The 14,741-nt window shown below is 68.2% G+C and carries 15 protein-coding genes and 1 pseudogene; 14 read left to right on the top strand and 2 right to left on the bottom strand.

Annotation, left to right across the window (positions count from 1 at the left end; all coding sequences use genetic code 11):
- The first annotated feature begins 22 nt into the window (after positions 1-22).
- Both IDM45_RS13045 and IDM45_RS13040 read left to right on the top strand, forming a co-directional pair.
- Positions 23-919, top strand: coding sequence for a DMT family transporter (locus IDM45_RS13045; protein WP_209423229.1), 897 nt, complete (start codon positions 23-25; stop codon positions 917-919).
- A gap of 299 nt (positions 920-1,218) precedes the next feature.
- Positions 1,219-2,111: pseudogene (locus tag IDM45_RS13040) on the top strand (M48 family metallopeptidase).
- 44 nt (positions 2,112-2,155) lie between these two features.
- Here IDM45_RS13040 and IDM45_RS13035 read toward each other — a convergent pair.
- Together IDM45_RS13035 and IDM45_RS13030 are read right to left on the bottom strand one after the other, a co-directional pair.
- On the bottom strand, positions 2,156-2,908 hold the full coding sequence (locus tag IDM45_RS13035) for a GntR family transcriptional regulator (RefSeq protein ID WP_209423228.1): 753 nt from the start codon (positions 2,906-2,908) through the stop codon (positions 2,156-2,158).
- A 36-nt stretch (positions 2,909-2,944) separates the two neighbouring features.
- Entirely contained in the window at positions 2,945-4,663 is a 1,719-nt protein-coding gene (locus IDM45_RS13030) for a sigma-54-dependent Fis family transcriptional regulator (RefSeq protein ID WP_209423227.1), read from the bottom strand.
- A gap of 247 nt (positions 4,664-4,910) precedes the next feature.
- Here IDM45_RS13030 and IDM45_RS13025 point away from each other — a divergent pair, with 247 nt between their 5' ends.
- The 12 genes from IDM45_RS13025 to dmpE all read left to right on the top strand — a co-directional run bounded on the left by IDM45_RS13025 (position 4,911) and on the right by dmpE (position 14,738).
- Positions 4,911-5,207, top strand: a complete 297-nt coding sequence (locus IDM45_RS13025; protein WP_209423226.1) for a phenol hydroxylase subunit — start codon at positions 4,911-4,913, stop codon at positions 5,205-5,207.
- 77 nt (positions 5,208-5,284) lie between these two features.
- Positions 5,285-6,274 (top strand): ferritin family protein, encoded by a 990-nt coding sequence (locus IDM45_RS13020; protein ID WP_209423225.1) that lies wholly within the window; start codon positions 5,285-5,287, stop codon positions 6,272-6,274.
- Positions 6,275-6,303: 29 nt separating this feature from the next.
- Positions 6,304-6,573 (top strand): MmoB/DmpM family protein, encoded by a 270-nt coding sequence (locus IDM45_RS13015; RefSeq protein ID WP_106683624.1) that lies wholly within the window; start codon positions 6,304-6,306, stop codon positions 6,571-6,573.
- Between the two features lie 44 nt (positions 6,574-6,617).
- Positions 6,618-8,165, top strand: coding sequence for an aromatic/alkene/methane monooxygenase hydroxylase/oxygenase subunit alpha (locus IDM45_RS13010; RefSeq protein ID WP_209423224.1), 1,548 nt, complete (start codon positions 6,618-6,620; stop codon positions 8,163-8,165).
- Positions 8,166-8,192: 27 nt separating this feature from the next.
- Positions 8,193-8,549: a phenol hydroxylase subunit P4 gene (locus IDM45_RS13005; RefSeq protein ID WP_106683622.1), complete on the top strand. Its 357-nt coding sequence runs from the start codon at positions 8,193-8,195 to the stop codon at positions 8,547-8,549.
- A gap of 127 nt (positions 8,550-8,676) precedes the next feature.
- On the top strand, positions 8,677-9,744 hold the full coding sequence (locus IDM45_RS13000) for an NADH:ubiquinone reductase (Na(+)-transporting) subunit F (protein ID WP_209423223.1): 1,068 nt from the start codon (positions 8,677-8,679) through the stop codon (positions 9,742-9,744).
- Positions 9,745-9,768: 24 nt separating this feature from the next.
- The gene (locus IDM45_RS12995) at positions 9,769-10,116 is read left to right on the top strand and encodes a 2Fe-2S iron-sulfur cluster binding domain-containing protein (protein WP_209423222.1); all 348 of its coding nucleotides are present in this window, start codon (positions 9,769-9,771) and stop codon (positions 10,114-10,116) included.
- A gap of 23 nt (positions 10,117-10,139) precedes the next feature.
- Positions 10,140-11,066 (top strand): catechol 2,3-dioxygenase, encoded by a 927-nt coding sequence (locus tag IDM45_RS12990; protein ID WP_209423221.1) that lies wholly within the window; start codon positions 10,140-10,142, stop codon positions 11,064-11,066.
- Positions 11,066-11,509 carry a GlcG/HbpS family heme-binding protein gene (locus IDM45_RS12985; protein WP_209423220.1) on the top strand — a complete coding sequence of 148 codons (444 nt, stop codon included), beginning with the start codon at positions 11,066-11,068 and terminating at the stop codon, positions 11,507-11,509. Before IDM45_RS12990 ends, IDM45_RS12985 begins: the two co-directional genes overlap by 1 nt.
- A 32-nt stretch (positions 11,510-11,541) precedes the next feature.
- Entirely contained in the window at positions 11,542-13,002 is a 1,461-nt protein-coding gene (locus IDM45_RS12980) for a 2-hydroxymuconic semialdehyde dehydrogenase (protein ID WP_209423219.1), read from the top strand.
- Between the two features lie 67 nt (positions 13,003-13,069).
- On the top strand, positions 13,070-13,966 hold the full coding sequence (locus IDM45_RS12975) for an alpha/beta fold hydrolase (RefSeq protein ID WP_209423218.1): 897 nt from the start codon (positions 13,070-13,072) through the stop codon (positions 13,964-13,966).
- A complete protein-coding gene (gene dmpE / locus IDM45_RS12970; protein ID WP_209423217.1) occupies positions 13,956-14,738 on the top strand; it encodes a 2-oxopent-4-enoate hydratase in 783 nt (260 codons plus the stop codon). Before IDM45_RS12975 ends, dmpE begins: the two co-directional genes overlap by 11 nt.
- Positions 14,739-14,741 lie beyond the last annotated feature (3 nt).

Here is a 14,741-nt window from a genome sequence, read left to right as displayed (position 1 = left end):
GCCGCTGGCATGATCGCCGCCCATGACCGCATCCTCCCTGCCCGGCATTGCGCTGGTGCTGCTGGCCGCCATGCTGTGGGGCACGACCGGCACGGCGCAAAGCCTGGCGCCCGATCAGCTCTCGCCCTACTGGATCGGCGCGCTGCGCCTGGCCGTGGCCAGCGTCTTCTTCGCCCTGCTGGCCCGGCTGGCACGGCGCCAGGACGCCGGCCCCGCACCCTTGCCACGCGGCGCAGCGCTGCTGGCGGCCATTTGCGTGGCGGCCTACAACCTGAGCTTTTTTGCCGGCGTCAAGGCCGCCGGCGTCGCCCTGGGCACGGCGCTGGCCATCGGCAGCGGGCCGATCTGGGCCGGGGTGCTGCAGACTGCGCTGCTGCGTCGCCTGCCGCCGGCGCTGTGGTGGCTGGGCACGCTGCTGGGCGTGGCCGGCGGCGCGGCCCTGGTGCTGGACGGGCAGGGCGGCGGCGCTGCCGGCGTATCGGTGGCAGGCATCGCCTTGTGCCTGCTGGCCGGCCTGTCCTATGCCGGCTATGCCCTGGTCAACCAGCAGCTGGTCGCGCAGGTTGGCGCGGCGCGGGCCAACCTGGCAGCCTTTGGCGGGGCCGCCGTGCTGGCGCTGCCGCTGGCGCTGATGCTGGGCGGCGTGCCGGCGCCGCAGCCTGGCACCTGGGCCGTGGTCATTTACCTGGGGCTGGTGGCCACGGGCCTGGCCTACCTGCTGTTCAGCACGGCGCTGCGGCGCATCAGCGGCGCCACGGCGGTGACGCTGGCATTGGCCGAGCCGGTTACCGCCTTCGCGCTGGCCATTGCCATCGTCGGCGAGCGCCCCGGCGCCCTGGCTTTCGGCGGCCTGGCAGCGGTGCTGGCCGGGCTGCTGCTGGTCATCGTGGCCGAGCTGCGTGGGCAAAGGCAGGCCTGAAAGCGGTTTCAGGGAACATTTTTTGATAGCTGTCAGCGCTTTCCAGGCAAGGGTTTGAGCCTGATTTCATGATTATTCCAGTGATGTTTTGGCGTTTCTGGACGGTTTTTCAGGCGGTTGCCGGCCCGTAGCTGCCGCCTGGGCGCATGATTTCTTGAAAATACAGTCAAATCAGCTCCAAAGCCAATACTGGCAAGCGCCGGCAGCTATCAAAATGTTTGAAAACGCCCATTGCCGGCAGCGCCAGCCGGCCTCGTCCTGCAGCGCCGGGCTGCTGCAGACATAGACTTGCGCCCACCATGCACCGCCCGAATTCCTCCCGCCCGCCCGCCGCTCCTGCTGCCTCTGCGGTCTCTGCCGCTCCTGTCTGCGACTGCTGCCGCGTCTGGAGCGCACGCCGGGCCTTCGTGCTGGCCGCTGCCGTCGCTGGCGCTGGCGCGGCGCTGCCGGCGGCGGCCCAGGTCGATGTCGGCGGCGCCTCGCGGATGCGCAGCCTGGTGCCCGCCGAGACGCTGGAGAGCTCGGCCACGCAGCAATACCAGCAGATGCTGGAGCAGGCCCGCGCCAAGCGCGCCCTGGCCCCGATGGCCATCCGCAACTGGTCAAGCTGCGCGCCATCGCCACGCGGCTGATCCCCTTTGCCGTGCAGTGGAACCCGCGCGCACGCGACTGGCGCTGGGAGGTCAACTTGATCGGCAGCCAGCAGATCAACGCCTTCTGTATGCCCGGCGGCAAGATCGCCTTCTACACCGGCATCCTGGATCAACTGCGCCTGACGGATGACGAGATCGCCATGGTCATGGGCCACGAGATGGCGCACGCCCTGCGCGAGCACGCCCGCGCGCGCATCGCCAAGACGCAGGCCACGGGCATCGGCCTGTCGCTGGGCGCGCAGCTGCTGGGCCTGGGCGATCTGGGCAACATGGCGGCCAACCTGGGCACGCAGCTGCTGACGCTGAAGTTCAGCCGCTCCGACGAGACCGAGGCCGATCTGGTTGGCCTGGAGCTGGCGGCGCGCGCCGGCTACGACCCGCAGGCCGCCGTCAGCCTGTGGCGCAAGATGGGCGAGGCCACGGGCCAGGGCGGCATCGCCTTCCTGTCCACCCACCCCAGCGGCCCGGAGCGCATCCGCGAGCTGCAAAGCAACGTGCCGCGCGTCGAGGGGCTGTACGAGCAGGCGCGCCGGCGCTGAGGTTGTGCGTGAACAGCCCGCGCAACGCCAGATGCACAACGCCCCTACCCTCCGGCCTCCGCCGCGTGCTGCGGCAGCACCACCCGTCCCTCGCGCAGCGCCTGGATCAGCAGGTCGGGCGTGGCGCGGATGTGCGCCTCCAGCGCCAGCGCGGCGCGCGCCTCCTGGCCGGCCAGGGCGTAGCGGGTGATCTCCTCGTGCTCGGCGTGTACGTCGCGCCGGCTGCCCGGCAGCGCCATGGCATACGAGCGGTAGCGCTCGCTGTGGCGCGACAGCAGGCGCAGCACGCGCAGCGTCCATTGCGAGTCGTGGCCCGACAGCAGCGCCTCGTGAAAGCGCAGGTTCAGCGCCTCCCACAGAGGCCGGCGCTCGGGCTGGATGGGTTCCTCGGCCGACAGTGCCTCGAAGGCCTCGTCCACGGCGGTGCGCCAGTCTGGGCCGCCGTTGCGCATGGATTGGCGCAATGCTTCGGTCTCCAGCTGCACGCGCAGCCGCGTCAGGTCTTCCAGCTCCTCCAGCGCGATCGGCGCCACGCGAAAGCCGCGCTGGCCCTGGGCGCTGACCAGCGCGTCGCTGGCCAGCCGGGTGATGGCCTCGCGCAGCGTGCCGGCGCTCACGCCGTAGCGCTCCTTGAGGTGCTCCACGCGCAGCTTCTCGCCCGGCGCCAGCCGGCCTTCGATGATGTCGCCGCGCAGGTGCTCGTAGGCGCGCTCGATCAGCGTGCGCGAGGTGGTGGGACTGCCGGCGGCGGCCTCGGCCCGCCCGCCCGGATCGTTGAGGATGCTGCGCTTGGCCATGTGCGGGGGTCTTTCAGTGCGGTGCGGGTCGATGCGTCAATCGCTGCGGATCTTGTTCAGGCGGTAGCTCAGCTGGGGCCGCGTCAGGCCCAGCAGCCGCGCGGCGGCGGCCAGGTTGCCCTGGCTGCGCGCCACCGCTTCTTCGATGAGCTGGGTTTCCAGGCGCTGCAAGTCCAGCGGCTGGGCCAGCAGTTGCCCGACCAGCGCCGCGCCCAGTGCCGGCGGCTGCTCGGCGCGCAGCCGGCCCGAGGCTTGCAGCGTGTGCGTGGGCGCGGCGCCGACGCCGGCGGCCTGCTCGGGAAAGAGCTGGCCCAGATCCAGCGGCTGGCCGATGTCGGCCAGGATCACGCCGCGCTCGATCAGGTTTTCCATCTCGCGCACGTTGCCCGGCCAGCCGTGCTGGCGCAGCGCGTCCAGGGCGCGGTCGGTGAAGCCGGCGACGTGCTTGTCGTGCAGCCGGGCAAAGCGCTCCAGCAGGTGCCGGGCAAAAGGCTCGATGTCTTCGAGCCGCTCGCGCAGCGGCGGGATGCGGATGGGATAGACGTTCAGCCGGTAGTACAAGTCCTGGCGGAAGCGCCCGGCGCGCACCGCCTCGGCCAAGTCCACGTGCGTGGCGCCGACCAGGCGCACATCGACCTGGCGCGTGTGCGTGGCACCCAGGCGCTCGACCTCGCCCTCCTGCAGCACGCGCAGCAGCTTGGCCTGCGCCGGCAGCGACAGCTCGCCCAGCTCGTCCAGGAACAGCGTGCCGCCGTGCGCGCGCTCGAAACGCCCGGGGCGGGCCGCGTCGGCGCCGGTGTAGGCGCCTTTTTCCGTGCCGAACAGCTCGGACTCGATCAGCTCGCCGGGCAGGGCGGCGCAGTTGACGGCGACGAAGGGCTTGGCTGCGCGCGGGCTCAGGGCGTGCAGGGCGCGGGCGAAGCGTTCCTTGCCCACGCCGGTCTCGCCGCCCAGCAGCACCGTGACCTGCGTGCCGGCGGCCTTGCGCAGTAGCTGCGTGGCCACCGTGAAGGCGGCCGAGCGGCCAATCAGCTGGCCCAGGGCGTCGGCGCTGGTGGCCGGCTGGTCTTCGGCGGGGGCCGGGGCCGAAATGTGGGGCGCTGCGCCGTCGGCCCCGGCCTCCTCGCGCCCGGGTGGGGCGCTGACGGCGCCCGGCGCGTAGTCGGTGGCCAGTTGCGCGCCGTCGGGCCAGTCGCCTACGGGCCGGCCCTCTATGCGGCAGTGCGCCGCGCCGCAGGCGTGGCAGGCGACTTCCTTGTAGAAGATCTGCCGGCCCATGAAGGCGCTGGTATAGCCCGAGGCGTAGCCCAGCAGCGTCCAACACACCGGATCGCGCTGGGCGCCGAAGTCGCGCAGGTGCGTCTCCACCTCCCAGGAGTGATCCCAGCGGAAGATGCCGTGAAAGTGGCCGCTGACGGCATCGAGCTCCAGCAGCTCGGGCGTGACCTGCACCGCGCCCTCCAGCATGTGCAGCTGCGGGCCGACGGCAAAGCGCGCGAAGTCGTCCGCGCCGGCGCGCAAATGGTGCGCCAGGGCCGCGTCGCGCTCGCCTGAGGCATAGCCCACGCGCAGCAACATGCGCCGCGCGCCGGCGTGCCCCAGGGTCTGGATCAGCTCGCGGCGCAGTATGCCCAGCGAGGCCGCGTGCATCAGCACCATGCGCTGGCCGGCCAACCAGATGCGGCCATCGGTCGAGGAGAACTGCACCTGGCGGCGCAGGTCGGCATCAGCGGGCAGGGCAGGCAGCATGGACATGATTGATTATCGATAAAACATTTTGTGTGCGGCAAGCGTCTTGGCACAGGATTTGATCAAATCATCACTTTCCTGCGTTTGATGTACTGCAAAACATCATGTTGCACTGCAAGAAAATGTGGAAACCGGTGCTGGCTGACAAGGCTGAGGCCAGTGATGTGGCAAGGCGGTTAGGGGTTTACCCGGAAATTATCGAGAATTTTCCGAATTGGGCCAAAGCCGGCACGGCTTGTGCAAGACCCTGGGCATGACCCGCACACCCGTCCCCTCTCCCGACGACGAGCGCTGGGATGTCCAGCGCCGCTTCATCCGCATCGTGCATGAGCACGCCAACGGCATGGTGGAGTTCGAGTTCGCCGTGGGCGAGCCCGGCATGTTCGCCGAGATGATCCTGCCGCGTGCCGAGTTCGAGGACTTCTGCCGCACGCAGGGTGTGCAGCCGACCCACGGCGCGCTGCCCGCCGCCGCCGATGGCAGCGCCCAGGGCGAGTGGGACTGGAGCCTGCGCGATGCGCGCGAGCAGCACTTTCGCGCCCCCGACTGAGGCCTGACCGAGTCCGGCCAGCCTGTGCGCGGCGCACTGGCCTTCCCCTTCACCGACAACCCCAGGAGACAAGCCCCATGCAGATCGACCTGCGCACCGTCAGCATCACGCCGCTGCGCCAGACCTACGCCAACATCGCCGCCCGCCAGGGCGACAAGCCGGCTTCGCGCTATCTGGAAGGCACCATGGACGTGCAGCCGGATGCCAACTTCCACTACCGCCCGACCTGGGACAGCGAGCACGAGCTGTTCGACACCGGGCGCACGGCCGTGCAGATGCGCGACTGGTACGCGCTGAAGGATCCGCGCCAGCTCTACTACGGCGCCTACGCCCTGGCGCGCGCCCGGATGCAGGAGACTGCCGAAGCCGACTTCGACTTCGTGGAGACGCGCGATCTGGCCAGCGGCTACGACGATGCCGCACGCCGCACGGCGCTGGACTTCTATGTGCCGCTGCGCCACGTCGCCTGGGGCGCCAACATGAATGGCGCCTACCAGTGCGCCTACGGCTACGGCACGGCCATCACCCAGACCTGCCTGTACGCCGGCATGGATCAGCTGGGCATCGCCCAGTACCTGACGCGCCTGGGCCTGCTGCTGGGCACGCCCGGCGACCTGGAGGCCGGCAAGCACGCCTGGCTGGAGGCACCCGTGTGGCAGCCGCTGCGCCGCCTGGTCGAAGACACCTGGGTGGTCAAGGACTGGTTCGAGCTGTTCGTGGCGCAGAACGTGGCGCTGGACGGCCTGCTGTTCGGCCTGGCGTACCGCGAGGTGGACGTGGCGCTGCGCGAGCGCGCCGGCCCCACGGTGTCCATGCTCACGCGCTTCCAGGCCGAGTGGTTCCAGGACGCCTGCAAGTGGGTCGATGCCGTCATCAAGGTGGCTGCCGCCGAGAGCGAGGACAACCAGCTGCTGCTGTCGGGCTGGTACGCCCGCTGGCGTGGCCGCGCCCACGAAGCGCTGCTGCCGGTGGCGCAGCTGGCCCTGGGCGAGGGCGCTGAAACGGCGCTGGAGCGCGTGCAGGCGCAGCTCGACGCACGCATGAAGAAAGCCGGCCTGGCCGTCTGAGCCGCGCCCACACCAGGAGACACGCAGCCATGTCCAACGTATTCATTGCCTTCCAGAAGAACGAGGAGACGCGCGCCATCGTCGCCGCCATCCTCGCCGACAACCCCCATGCCGTGGCCAACGACCAGCCGGCCATGGTCAAGATCGACGCCCCGGGCCGCCTGGTGGTGCGCAAAAGCACCATCGAGGAAGAAATGGGCCGCGAGTTCGACCTGCAGGAGATGCACATCAACCTCATCACCCTGACCGGCAACATCGACGAGACCGAAGACGAATTCACCCTGAGCTGGAGCCACTGAAGGCCCGCCGCAGCACCCCACAGGACGAACAGGAGACCGACCCCATGGACATGAAAGTCACCAAGAAGCTGGGCCTCAAGGAGCGCTACAACCTGATGACGCGCGACCTGGACTGGACGCCCACCTACCAGGCCGTGCGCGATGTCTTTCCTTACATCGAGTACGAAGGCATCAAGATCCACGACTGGAACAAGTTCGAGGATCCGTTCCGCATGACGATGGATTCCTACTGGAAGTACCAGGCAGAAAAGGAGCGCAAGCTCTACGCCATCATCGACGCCTTCACGCAGAACAACGGCCACCTGAGCGTCACGGACGCGCGCTACATCAACACGCTCAAGCTGTTCCTGACGGGTGTGTCGCCGCTGGAGTACATGGCGCACCGGGGCTTTGCCCACATTGGCCGCCAGTTCCCCGGCGCCGGCCCCAAGGTGGCCTGCCAGATGCAGTCGCTCGACGAGATCCGCCACTGCCAGACGCAGCTGCACGCGCTGTCCAACTACAACAAGCACTACAACGGCTTCGAGAACTGGCGCCACCAGCATGACCGCGTGTGGTACCTGAGCGTGCCCAAGTCGTTCTTCGACGACGCCGTGAGCGCCGGCCCGTTCGAGTTCATCGTGGCCATCAGCTTCGCCTTCGAATACGTGCTCACCAACTTGCTGTTCGTGCCCTTCATCTCGGGCGCGGCCTACAACGGCGACATGGGCGCGATGGCGTTCGGCTTCTCGGCGCAGTCCGACGAGGCGCGCCACATGACGCTGGGCCTGGAAGTCATCAAGTTCATGCTGGAGCAGGATCCGGACAACCTGCCCATCATCCAGGGCTGGATCGACAAGTGGTTCTGGCGCGGCTACCGCGTGCTGACGCTGGTGGCCATGATGATGGACTACATGCTGCCCAAGCGCGTCATGAGCTGGAAGGAAGCCTGGGAGATCTACGGCGAGCAAAACGGCGGCGCGCTGTTTGCCGACCTGGCGCGCTACGGCATCCGCCCGCCGCTGGGCTGGGAGCAGGCCTGCAAGGAAAAGGATCACCTGTCGCACCAGGCCTGGAACGTGTTCTACAACTACGGCGCCGCCGCCCCCTTCCACACCTGGGCACCCAGCGAGGAAGACATGAAGTGGCTGTCGAGCAAGTACCCCGACACCTTCGACAAGTACTACCGCCCGCTGTGGACGCACTACGCCAAGGAGCAAAGCGAGGGCCGGCGCTTCTACAACCAGACGCTGCCCATGCTGTGCCAGACCTGCCAGATCCCGATGTTCTTCACCGAGCCGGACGATCCCACGCAAGTCGCCTACCGCGAGAGCGAATACCAGGGCATGAAGTACCACTTCTGCTCGGACGGCTGCAAGCATGTGTTCGACCAGGAGCCGGAGAAGATCTCCCAGGCCTGGCTGCCGGTACACCAGATCTACCAGGGCAACTGCTTCCCCGAGGACGCCGATCCGACCAAGCCCGACTTCAACCCGCTGGCCGAGGTGCTGCGCTGGTATCGCATGGAGTTCGGCCGCGACAACCTGGACTACGCCGACTCGCCGGACAAGAAGAACTTCGAGGCCTGGCGCGCGCAGGCGACGACCAACTGAGCAACGCACAGACAAGGAGAGACCCCCATGGCCGTCAAAGCCCTCGGCACCTATGACTTCGCGCCCAAGGACACGGTGGACAAGTTCCCCGCGCCGCTGCTGTACATCGGCTGGGATGCGCACAAGATGCTCTGCGCGCCGTTTTGCGTGCCCATGCCGCCCGGCACCCGCTTCGGTGACCTGGTGGCCAACGTGCTGCCCGGCATGTACAGCGCCCACCCGGACTTTGCCCAGATCAACTGGGACGAAGTGCAGTGGTTCGACTCGGGCAAGCCCTTTGCGCCCGACATGGACAAGACCGTGGCCGAAAACGGCCTGGGCCACAAGAGCGTGCTGCGCTTTCGCACGCCCGGCCTGAACGGCCTGTCCGGCTCGGCTTTCTGACGACGCTCCGAAAGCCCCACCCCTTCCCGCCCGCCGCCGGGCGAGGAAGGGCAGAAATTTGCATCGAATTCGGCTCCAGCCCTTGCTGGGCAAGCGTAAGCAGCTATCAATATTGGAGTATTCAGGCATGAGCCACCAGCTCACCATCGAGCCACTGGGCCAGACCATCGAAGTCGAGGAAGGCCAGACCATCCTGGACGCCGCACTGCGCGCCGGCATCTACCTGCCGCACGCCTGCTGCCACGGCCTGTGCGCGACCTGCAAGATCCAGGTCACCGACGGCGAGATCGACCAGGGCGAGGCCAGCGGCTTCGCGCTCATGGACTACGAGCGCGAGGAGGGCATGTGTCTGGCGTGCTGCGCGACGCTGGAATCCGACGTGGTCATCGAGGCCGAGATCGACGAGGAGCCCGATGCGCGCAACCTGCCGGTGCTGGACTACCCCGGCACCGTCACGCGCATCGAGAGCCTGACGCCGACCATCAAGGGCGTGTGGGTGCGCCTGGACTCGCCCATCGCCTTCCAGGCCGGGCAGTACGTCAACCTGAGCATCCCCGGCGAGGGCACGGCGCGGGCGTTCTCGATTGCCAGCTGCCCCAGCGACGGCGGCGAGATCGAGCTGAACATCCGCCACGTGCCTGGCGGGCGCGGCACCGGCTGGGTACACCAGCAGCTCAAGGCCGGCGACCGCGTGCAGCTGGCCGGCCCGTACGGGCGCTTTTTCGTGCGCGAGAGCGGGCATGAAAAGGACAACCTGGGCTATCTGTTCCTGGCCGGTGGCTCGGGCCTGTCCAGTCCGCGCTCCATGGTGCTGGACTTGCTGGCGCAGGGCTGCCAGCGGCCCATCACCCTGGTCAACGGCGCGCGCTGCCAGGGCGAGCTGTATCACCACGAGCAGTTCGAGCAGCTGGCCGCGCAGCACGCCAACTTCACCTATGTGGCGGCGCTATCGGACGAGCCTGCGGACAGCGACTGGAGCGGCGCGCGCGGCTTCGTCCATGACGCGGCCAAGGCCCATTTCGGCAACGACTTCCGTGGCCACAAGGCCTACCTGTGCGGCCCGCCCCTGATGATCGACGCCTGCATCACCACGCTGATGCAGGGCCGGCTGTTCGAGCGCGACATCTACACCGAGAAGTTCATTTCGGCGGCAGACGCGCAGCAGGTGCGCAGCCCGCTGTTTCGCAAGATCTGAGCGCGCACGCGAGGACACGGCGCCATGGGCCACTACACCATCACCATCACCGACACCCAGGAGAGCTTTCGCTGCCTGGACGAGCGCTCCGTGCTTCAGGGCATGGAAGCGCTGGGCAAGCGCGGCATCCCGGTGGGCTGCCGCCAGGGCGGCTGCGGCGTGTGCAAGGTGCGCGTGCTGGAGGGCAGCTACAGCAAGCGCGTCATGAGCCGCGCCCACGTCAGCGCCGAGGAGGAGGCCGAGGGCTGCGTGCTCTCGTGCCGCATCAAGCCCACCAGCGACCTGCGCGTGGCCGTGCTGGGCGCCATGAAGAAGAACGTCTGCCGCCCGCTGGCTGCAGACCCCACCCACCCAAGCATTTCAACCCCCTAGCGACAACGACAAGGAGACCCATCATGGCAATGACAGGAGTTTTGCGCCCCGGCCACGCACAGATCCGTGTGCTGGATATCGAGGAATCAGTCAAGTGGTACACCGACGTCATGGGCCTGAAGTACCAGGGCCGCGACGACCAGGGCCGCGCCTACTTCAAGACCCGTGCCGAGCGCGACCACAACAGCATCGTCCTGCGCCAGGCCGACCAGGCCGGCCTGGATTTCTTCGGCTACAAGGTGCTGGATGCGGCCACGCTGGACGAGCTGGAGAAAAAGCTCAACGAGCACGGCGTCACGACCGAGCGGATCCCCGCCGGCGACCTGCTGGAGACCGGCGAGCGCGTGCGCTTCCAGATCCCCACCGGCCACACCATCGAGCTGTACGCCGAAAAGAGCGCCGTGGGCAGCGCCATGGGCTGTGTCAACCCGGACATGGACGTGATCGACCAGCCCGGCATCACCCCCATCCGCATGGATCACGCGCTGCTGTACGGCACCGACCTGGACGGCGCGACCGAGCTGTTTTGCAAGGTGCTGGGCTTCACGCTGGTCGAGCGCGTCAAGCTCGAAGACGGCCAGACCGACCTGGGCGTGTGGCTGACCTGCAGCGCCAAGGCGCACGACATCGCCATGGTGCGCCACGGCGAGCCGGGCAAGCTGCACCACGTGTCCTTCCAACTCGGCAGCTGGGAGCAGGTGCTGCGCGCCGCCGACATCATGAGCAAGAACCGCGTGTCCATCGACATGGGGCCGACGCGCCACGGCATCACCAACGGCACGACGATCTACTTCTTCGACCCCAGTGGCAACCGCCTGGAGACCTTTGCCGGCGGCTACGACCACTACCCGGACATGGAGCCCATCACCTGGACGTGGGACGAGGTCGGCGCCGGCATCTTCTACCACGACCGCAAGCTCAACGAAGCCTTCCTGAGCGTGGTGACCTGATGGCCGGCAGCAGCAGCCACAGCGTCGAGCAGCGCGTGATCTCTGCCGAGGCGGCCAACGCGGCCGTCCTGGCGGCGGTGGCGCGCGCCGGGGAGCTGGGCATCCGCATCAACGTGGCGGCGGTCGACTCCGGCGGCACCCTGGCGGCCTTTTTGCGGATGCCGGGGGCCTTCCTGCACTCGGTGGACATCGCCATCGACAAGGCCTACACGGCAGCCGGCTTCGGCTTTGCCACCTCGCAATGGGCCGGCATCCTCAAGGGCGACGAGGCGCTGCGCCTGGGGATGCCGGTGCGCGCGCGCAACGTCGTCTTCGGCGGCGGCCTGCCGCTGCGCGAGGGCGGCGTGCTGATCGGCGGCATCGGCGTGTCCGGTGGCTCGGCCGAGCAGGACGAGGACTGCGCGCGCGCCGCCATGGCCGCGCTGGGCCTGGCCGGCGACTGAGGCAGACATTTTTTTAGCAAAGCAACGAGACCATGAAAGACTTCCTCAACTTCATCAACGGCGTGTACGTGCCCAGCTCCGCCGGCAAAACCTTCGACAACATCAACCCGGTCAATGGCCAGGTGATTGGCCGCGTGCACGAGGCGGGCCGGGCCGAGGTCGATGCGGCGGTGGCGGCGGCCCGCGCTGCGCTCAAGGGCGATTGGGGACGTCTTTCCGTGGTCGAGCGCTGCAAGCTGCTGGACGCGCTGGCGCTGGAGATCAACCGGCGCTTCGACGACTTCCTGCAGGCCGAGATTCTGGATACCGGCAAGCCGCACGCGCTGGCCTCGCACCTGGACATCCCGCGCGGCGCGGCCAATTTCCAGATCTTCATCGACACCATCAAGAGCGCCTCGACCGAAGCCTTCAACATGCGCACGCCCGACGGCAAGACGGCGCTGTCGTATGGCGTGCGCGTGCCGCGCGGCGTGATCGCCGTGGTCTGCCCGTGGAACCTGCCGCTGCTGCTCATGACCTGGAAAGTGGGGCCGGCGCTGGCCTGCGGCAACACGGTGGTGGTCAAGCCCTCCGAGGAAACCCCGGCCACGGCCACGCTGCTGGGCGAGGTCATGAACGCCGTGGGCGTGCCCAAGGGTGTCTACAACGTGGTGCATGGCTTCGGCCCGGATTCGGCAGGTGAATTCCTCACGCGCCACCCGGATGTCAACGGCATCACCTTCACCGGCGAGACGCGCACCGGCGAAGCCATCATGAAGGCCGCCGCCGAGGGCGTGCGCCCGGTGTCGCTGGAGATGGGCGGCAAGAACGCCGCCGTGGTCTTTGCCGACTGCGACCTGCAGGTCACCATCGACACCCTGGTGCGCTCGTGCTTCGAGAACACCGGCCAGGTCTGCTTAGGGACAGAGCGCGTCTATGTCGAGCGCCCCATCTTCGACAAGGTCGTGGCCGCGCTCAAGGAGCGCGCCGAGGCCATGAAGCCGGGCGACCCCTACGCTGCCGACACCAAGATCGGCCCGGCCATCAGCCGCGAGCACCAGGCCAAGATCCTGTCGTACTACGACAAGGCGCGCGAGGAGGGCGCCACCGTGGTCACCGGCGGCGGCGTGCCCGACATGCCCGAGGCGCTCAAGGGCGGCTCCTGGGTGCAACCCACCATCTGGACGGGCCTGCCCGAGACCGCCAGCGTCATCACCGAGGAAATCTTCGGCCCCTGCTGCCACATCAGCCCGTTCGACAGCGAGGACGAGGTGCTGGCCAAGGTCAACAACAACCGCTACGGCCTGGCCACGGCGGTGTTCACCCAGGACATCGCCCGCGCCAACCGCCTGGCGCAGCAGATCGAGGTCGGCCTGTGCTGGATCAACGCCTGGTTCCTGCGCGATTTGCGCACGCCGTTCGGCGGCTCCAAGCAGTCGGGCATTGGCCGCGAGGGCGGCGTGCATTCGTTGGAGTTCTATACCGAACTGCGCAACGTCATGGTCAAGTTTTGAGTCAAATATGCCTCAAACCCTTGTCTAGCAAGCGCTGACAGCTATGAAAAAGGAAGCAAATCTAGCCATGTCCCCAGTCTCCGACAACCCCGAAGTGGCGCGCAGCATCACTGCTGCCGGCATCCGCACCAACTACCACGACCTGGGCAGCGGTGCGCCGGTGCTGCTGATCCACGGCTCCGGCCCGGGTGTGTCGGCCTGGGCCAACTGGCGGCTGCTCATGGCGCCGCTGGCCGAGCGTGCGCGCGTGATCGCGCCGGACATGGCGGGCTTTGGCTACAGCGAGCGCCCCGCAGGGTTTGCCTACGGCATGGACGCCTGGGTGCGCCAGGCCGTGGGCCTGCTGGACGCGCTGGGCATAGCGCGCGCCGACCTGGTCGGCAACTCCTTCGGCGGCGGCCTGGCGCTGGCGCTGGCCATTCGCCACCCCGAGCGCGTGCGCCGGCTGGTGCTGATGGGCAGTGTCGGCGTGCCCTTCGAGCTCACGCCGGGGCTGGATGCGGTCTGGGGCTATGAGCCGTCGCTGGCCGCCATGCGCGCGCTGCTGGACATCTTCGCCTTCGACCGCTCGCGCGTGACCGACGAGCTGGCCCGGCTGCGCTACGAGGCCAGCATCCGGCCCGGCTTTCAGGAGTCGTTTGCCGCCATGTTCCCGGCGCCGCGCCAGCGCTGGGTGGATGCGCTGGCCAGCCCCGAGGCCGACATCCGCCGTATCCCGCACGAGACGCTGGTGGTGCATGGCCGCGAGGATCGCGTGATCCCGCTGGCCAACGCCTACCGCCTGACCGAGCTGCTGCCGCGCGTGCAGCTACACGTCTATGGCCAGTGCGGGCACTGGACGCAGATCGAGCACGCCGCGCGCTTCGCCCGCCTGGTGGGCGACTTCCTGGCCGAGGCCGATCCTCAAGAGCCCCACCCCCTCATTCCCACAGCATCCCCTGCCAACAAGACCCATGGACACTGAATTGCACGACAAGCTGGGCGCCGAACTCTACGGCGCCCTGACCGAGCGCAGGACGCTCGCGCCGCTGACCGAGCGCCACCCGGACATCACCATCGAGGACGCCTACGCCATCCAGCAAAAGATGCTGGCGCGCCGCTTGGCCGCCGGCGAACGCGTGGTCGGCAAGAAGATCGGCGTGACCAGCAAAGCCGTCATGGACATGCTGGGCGTGTTCCAGCCCGATTTCGGCTGGCTGACCGACGGCATGGTCTTCAACGAGGGCGAGGCGATTGCTGCCGACTCGCTGATCCAGCCCAAGGCCGAGGGCGAGATCGCCTTCGTGCTGAAAAAGACCCTCAAAGGCCCAGGCGTCACCGCCGCCGACGTGCTGGCCGCGACCGAGGGCGTCATGGCGTGCTTTGAGATCGTCGATTCGCGCATCCAGGACTGGAAGATCAAGATCCAGGACACGGTGGCCGACAACGCCTCGTGCGGCGTCTTCGTGCTGGGCGACCGGCTGGTCGATCCGCGCGATGTCGATCTGGCCACCTGCGGCATGGTGCTGGAAAAAAACGGCGAGATCGTCGCCACCGGCGCCGGCGCCGCGGCCCTGGGCCACCCGGCCAATGCCGTGGCCTGGCTGGCCAACACCCTGGGCCGCCTGGGCATCGCCCTGGAGGCGGGCGAAGTGATTCTGTCGGGCTCGCTGGCCATCATGGTGCCGGTGCAGGCCGGCGACAACCTGCGCGTGACCATTGGCGGCATCGGCGGCTGCTCGGTGCGCTTCATCTGAGGA

The organism is Melaminivora jejuensis, assembly GCF_017811175.1.
Classification (GTDB): domain Bacteria; phylum Pseudomonadota; class Gammaproteobacteria; order Burkholderiales; family Burkholderiaceae_C; genus Melaminivora; species Melaminivora jejuensis.
This window is presented reverse-complemented; position numbering and strand designations above follow the sequence as displayed.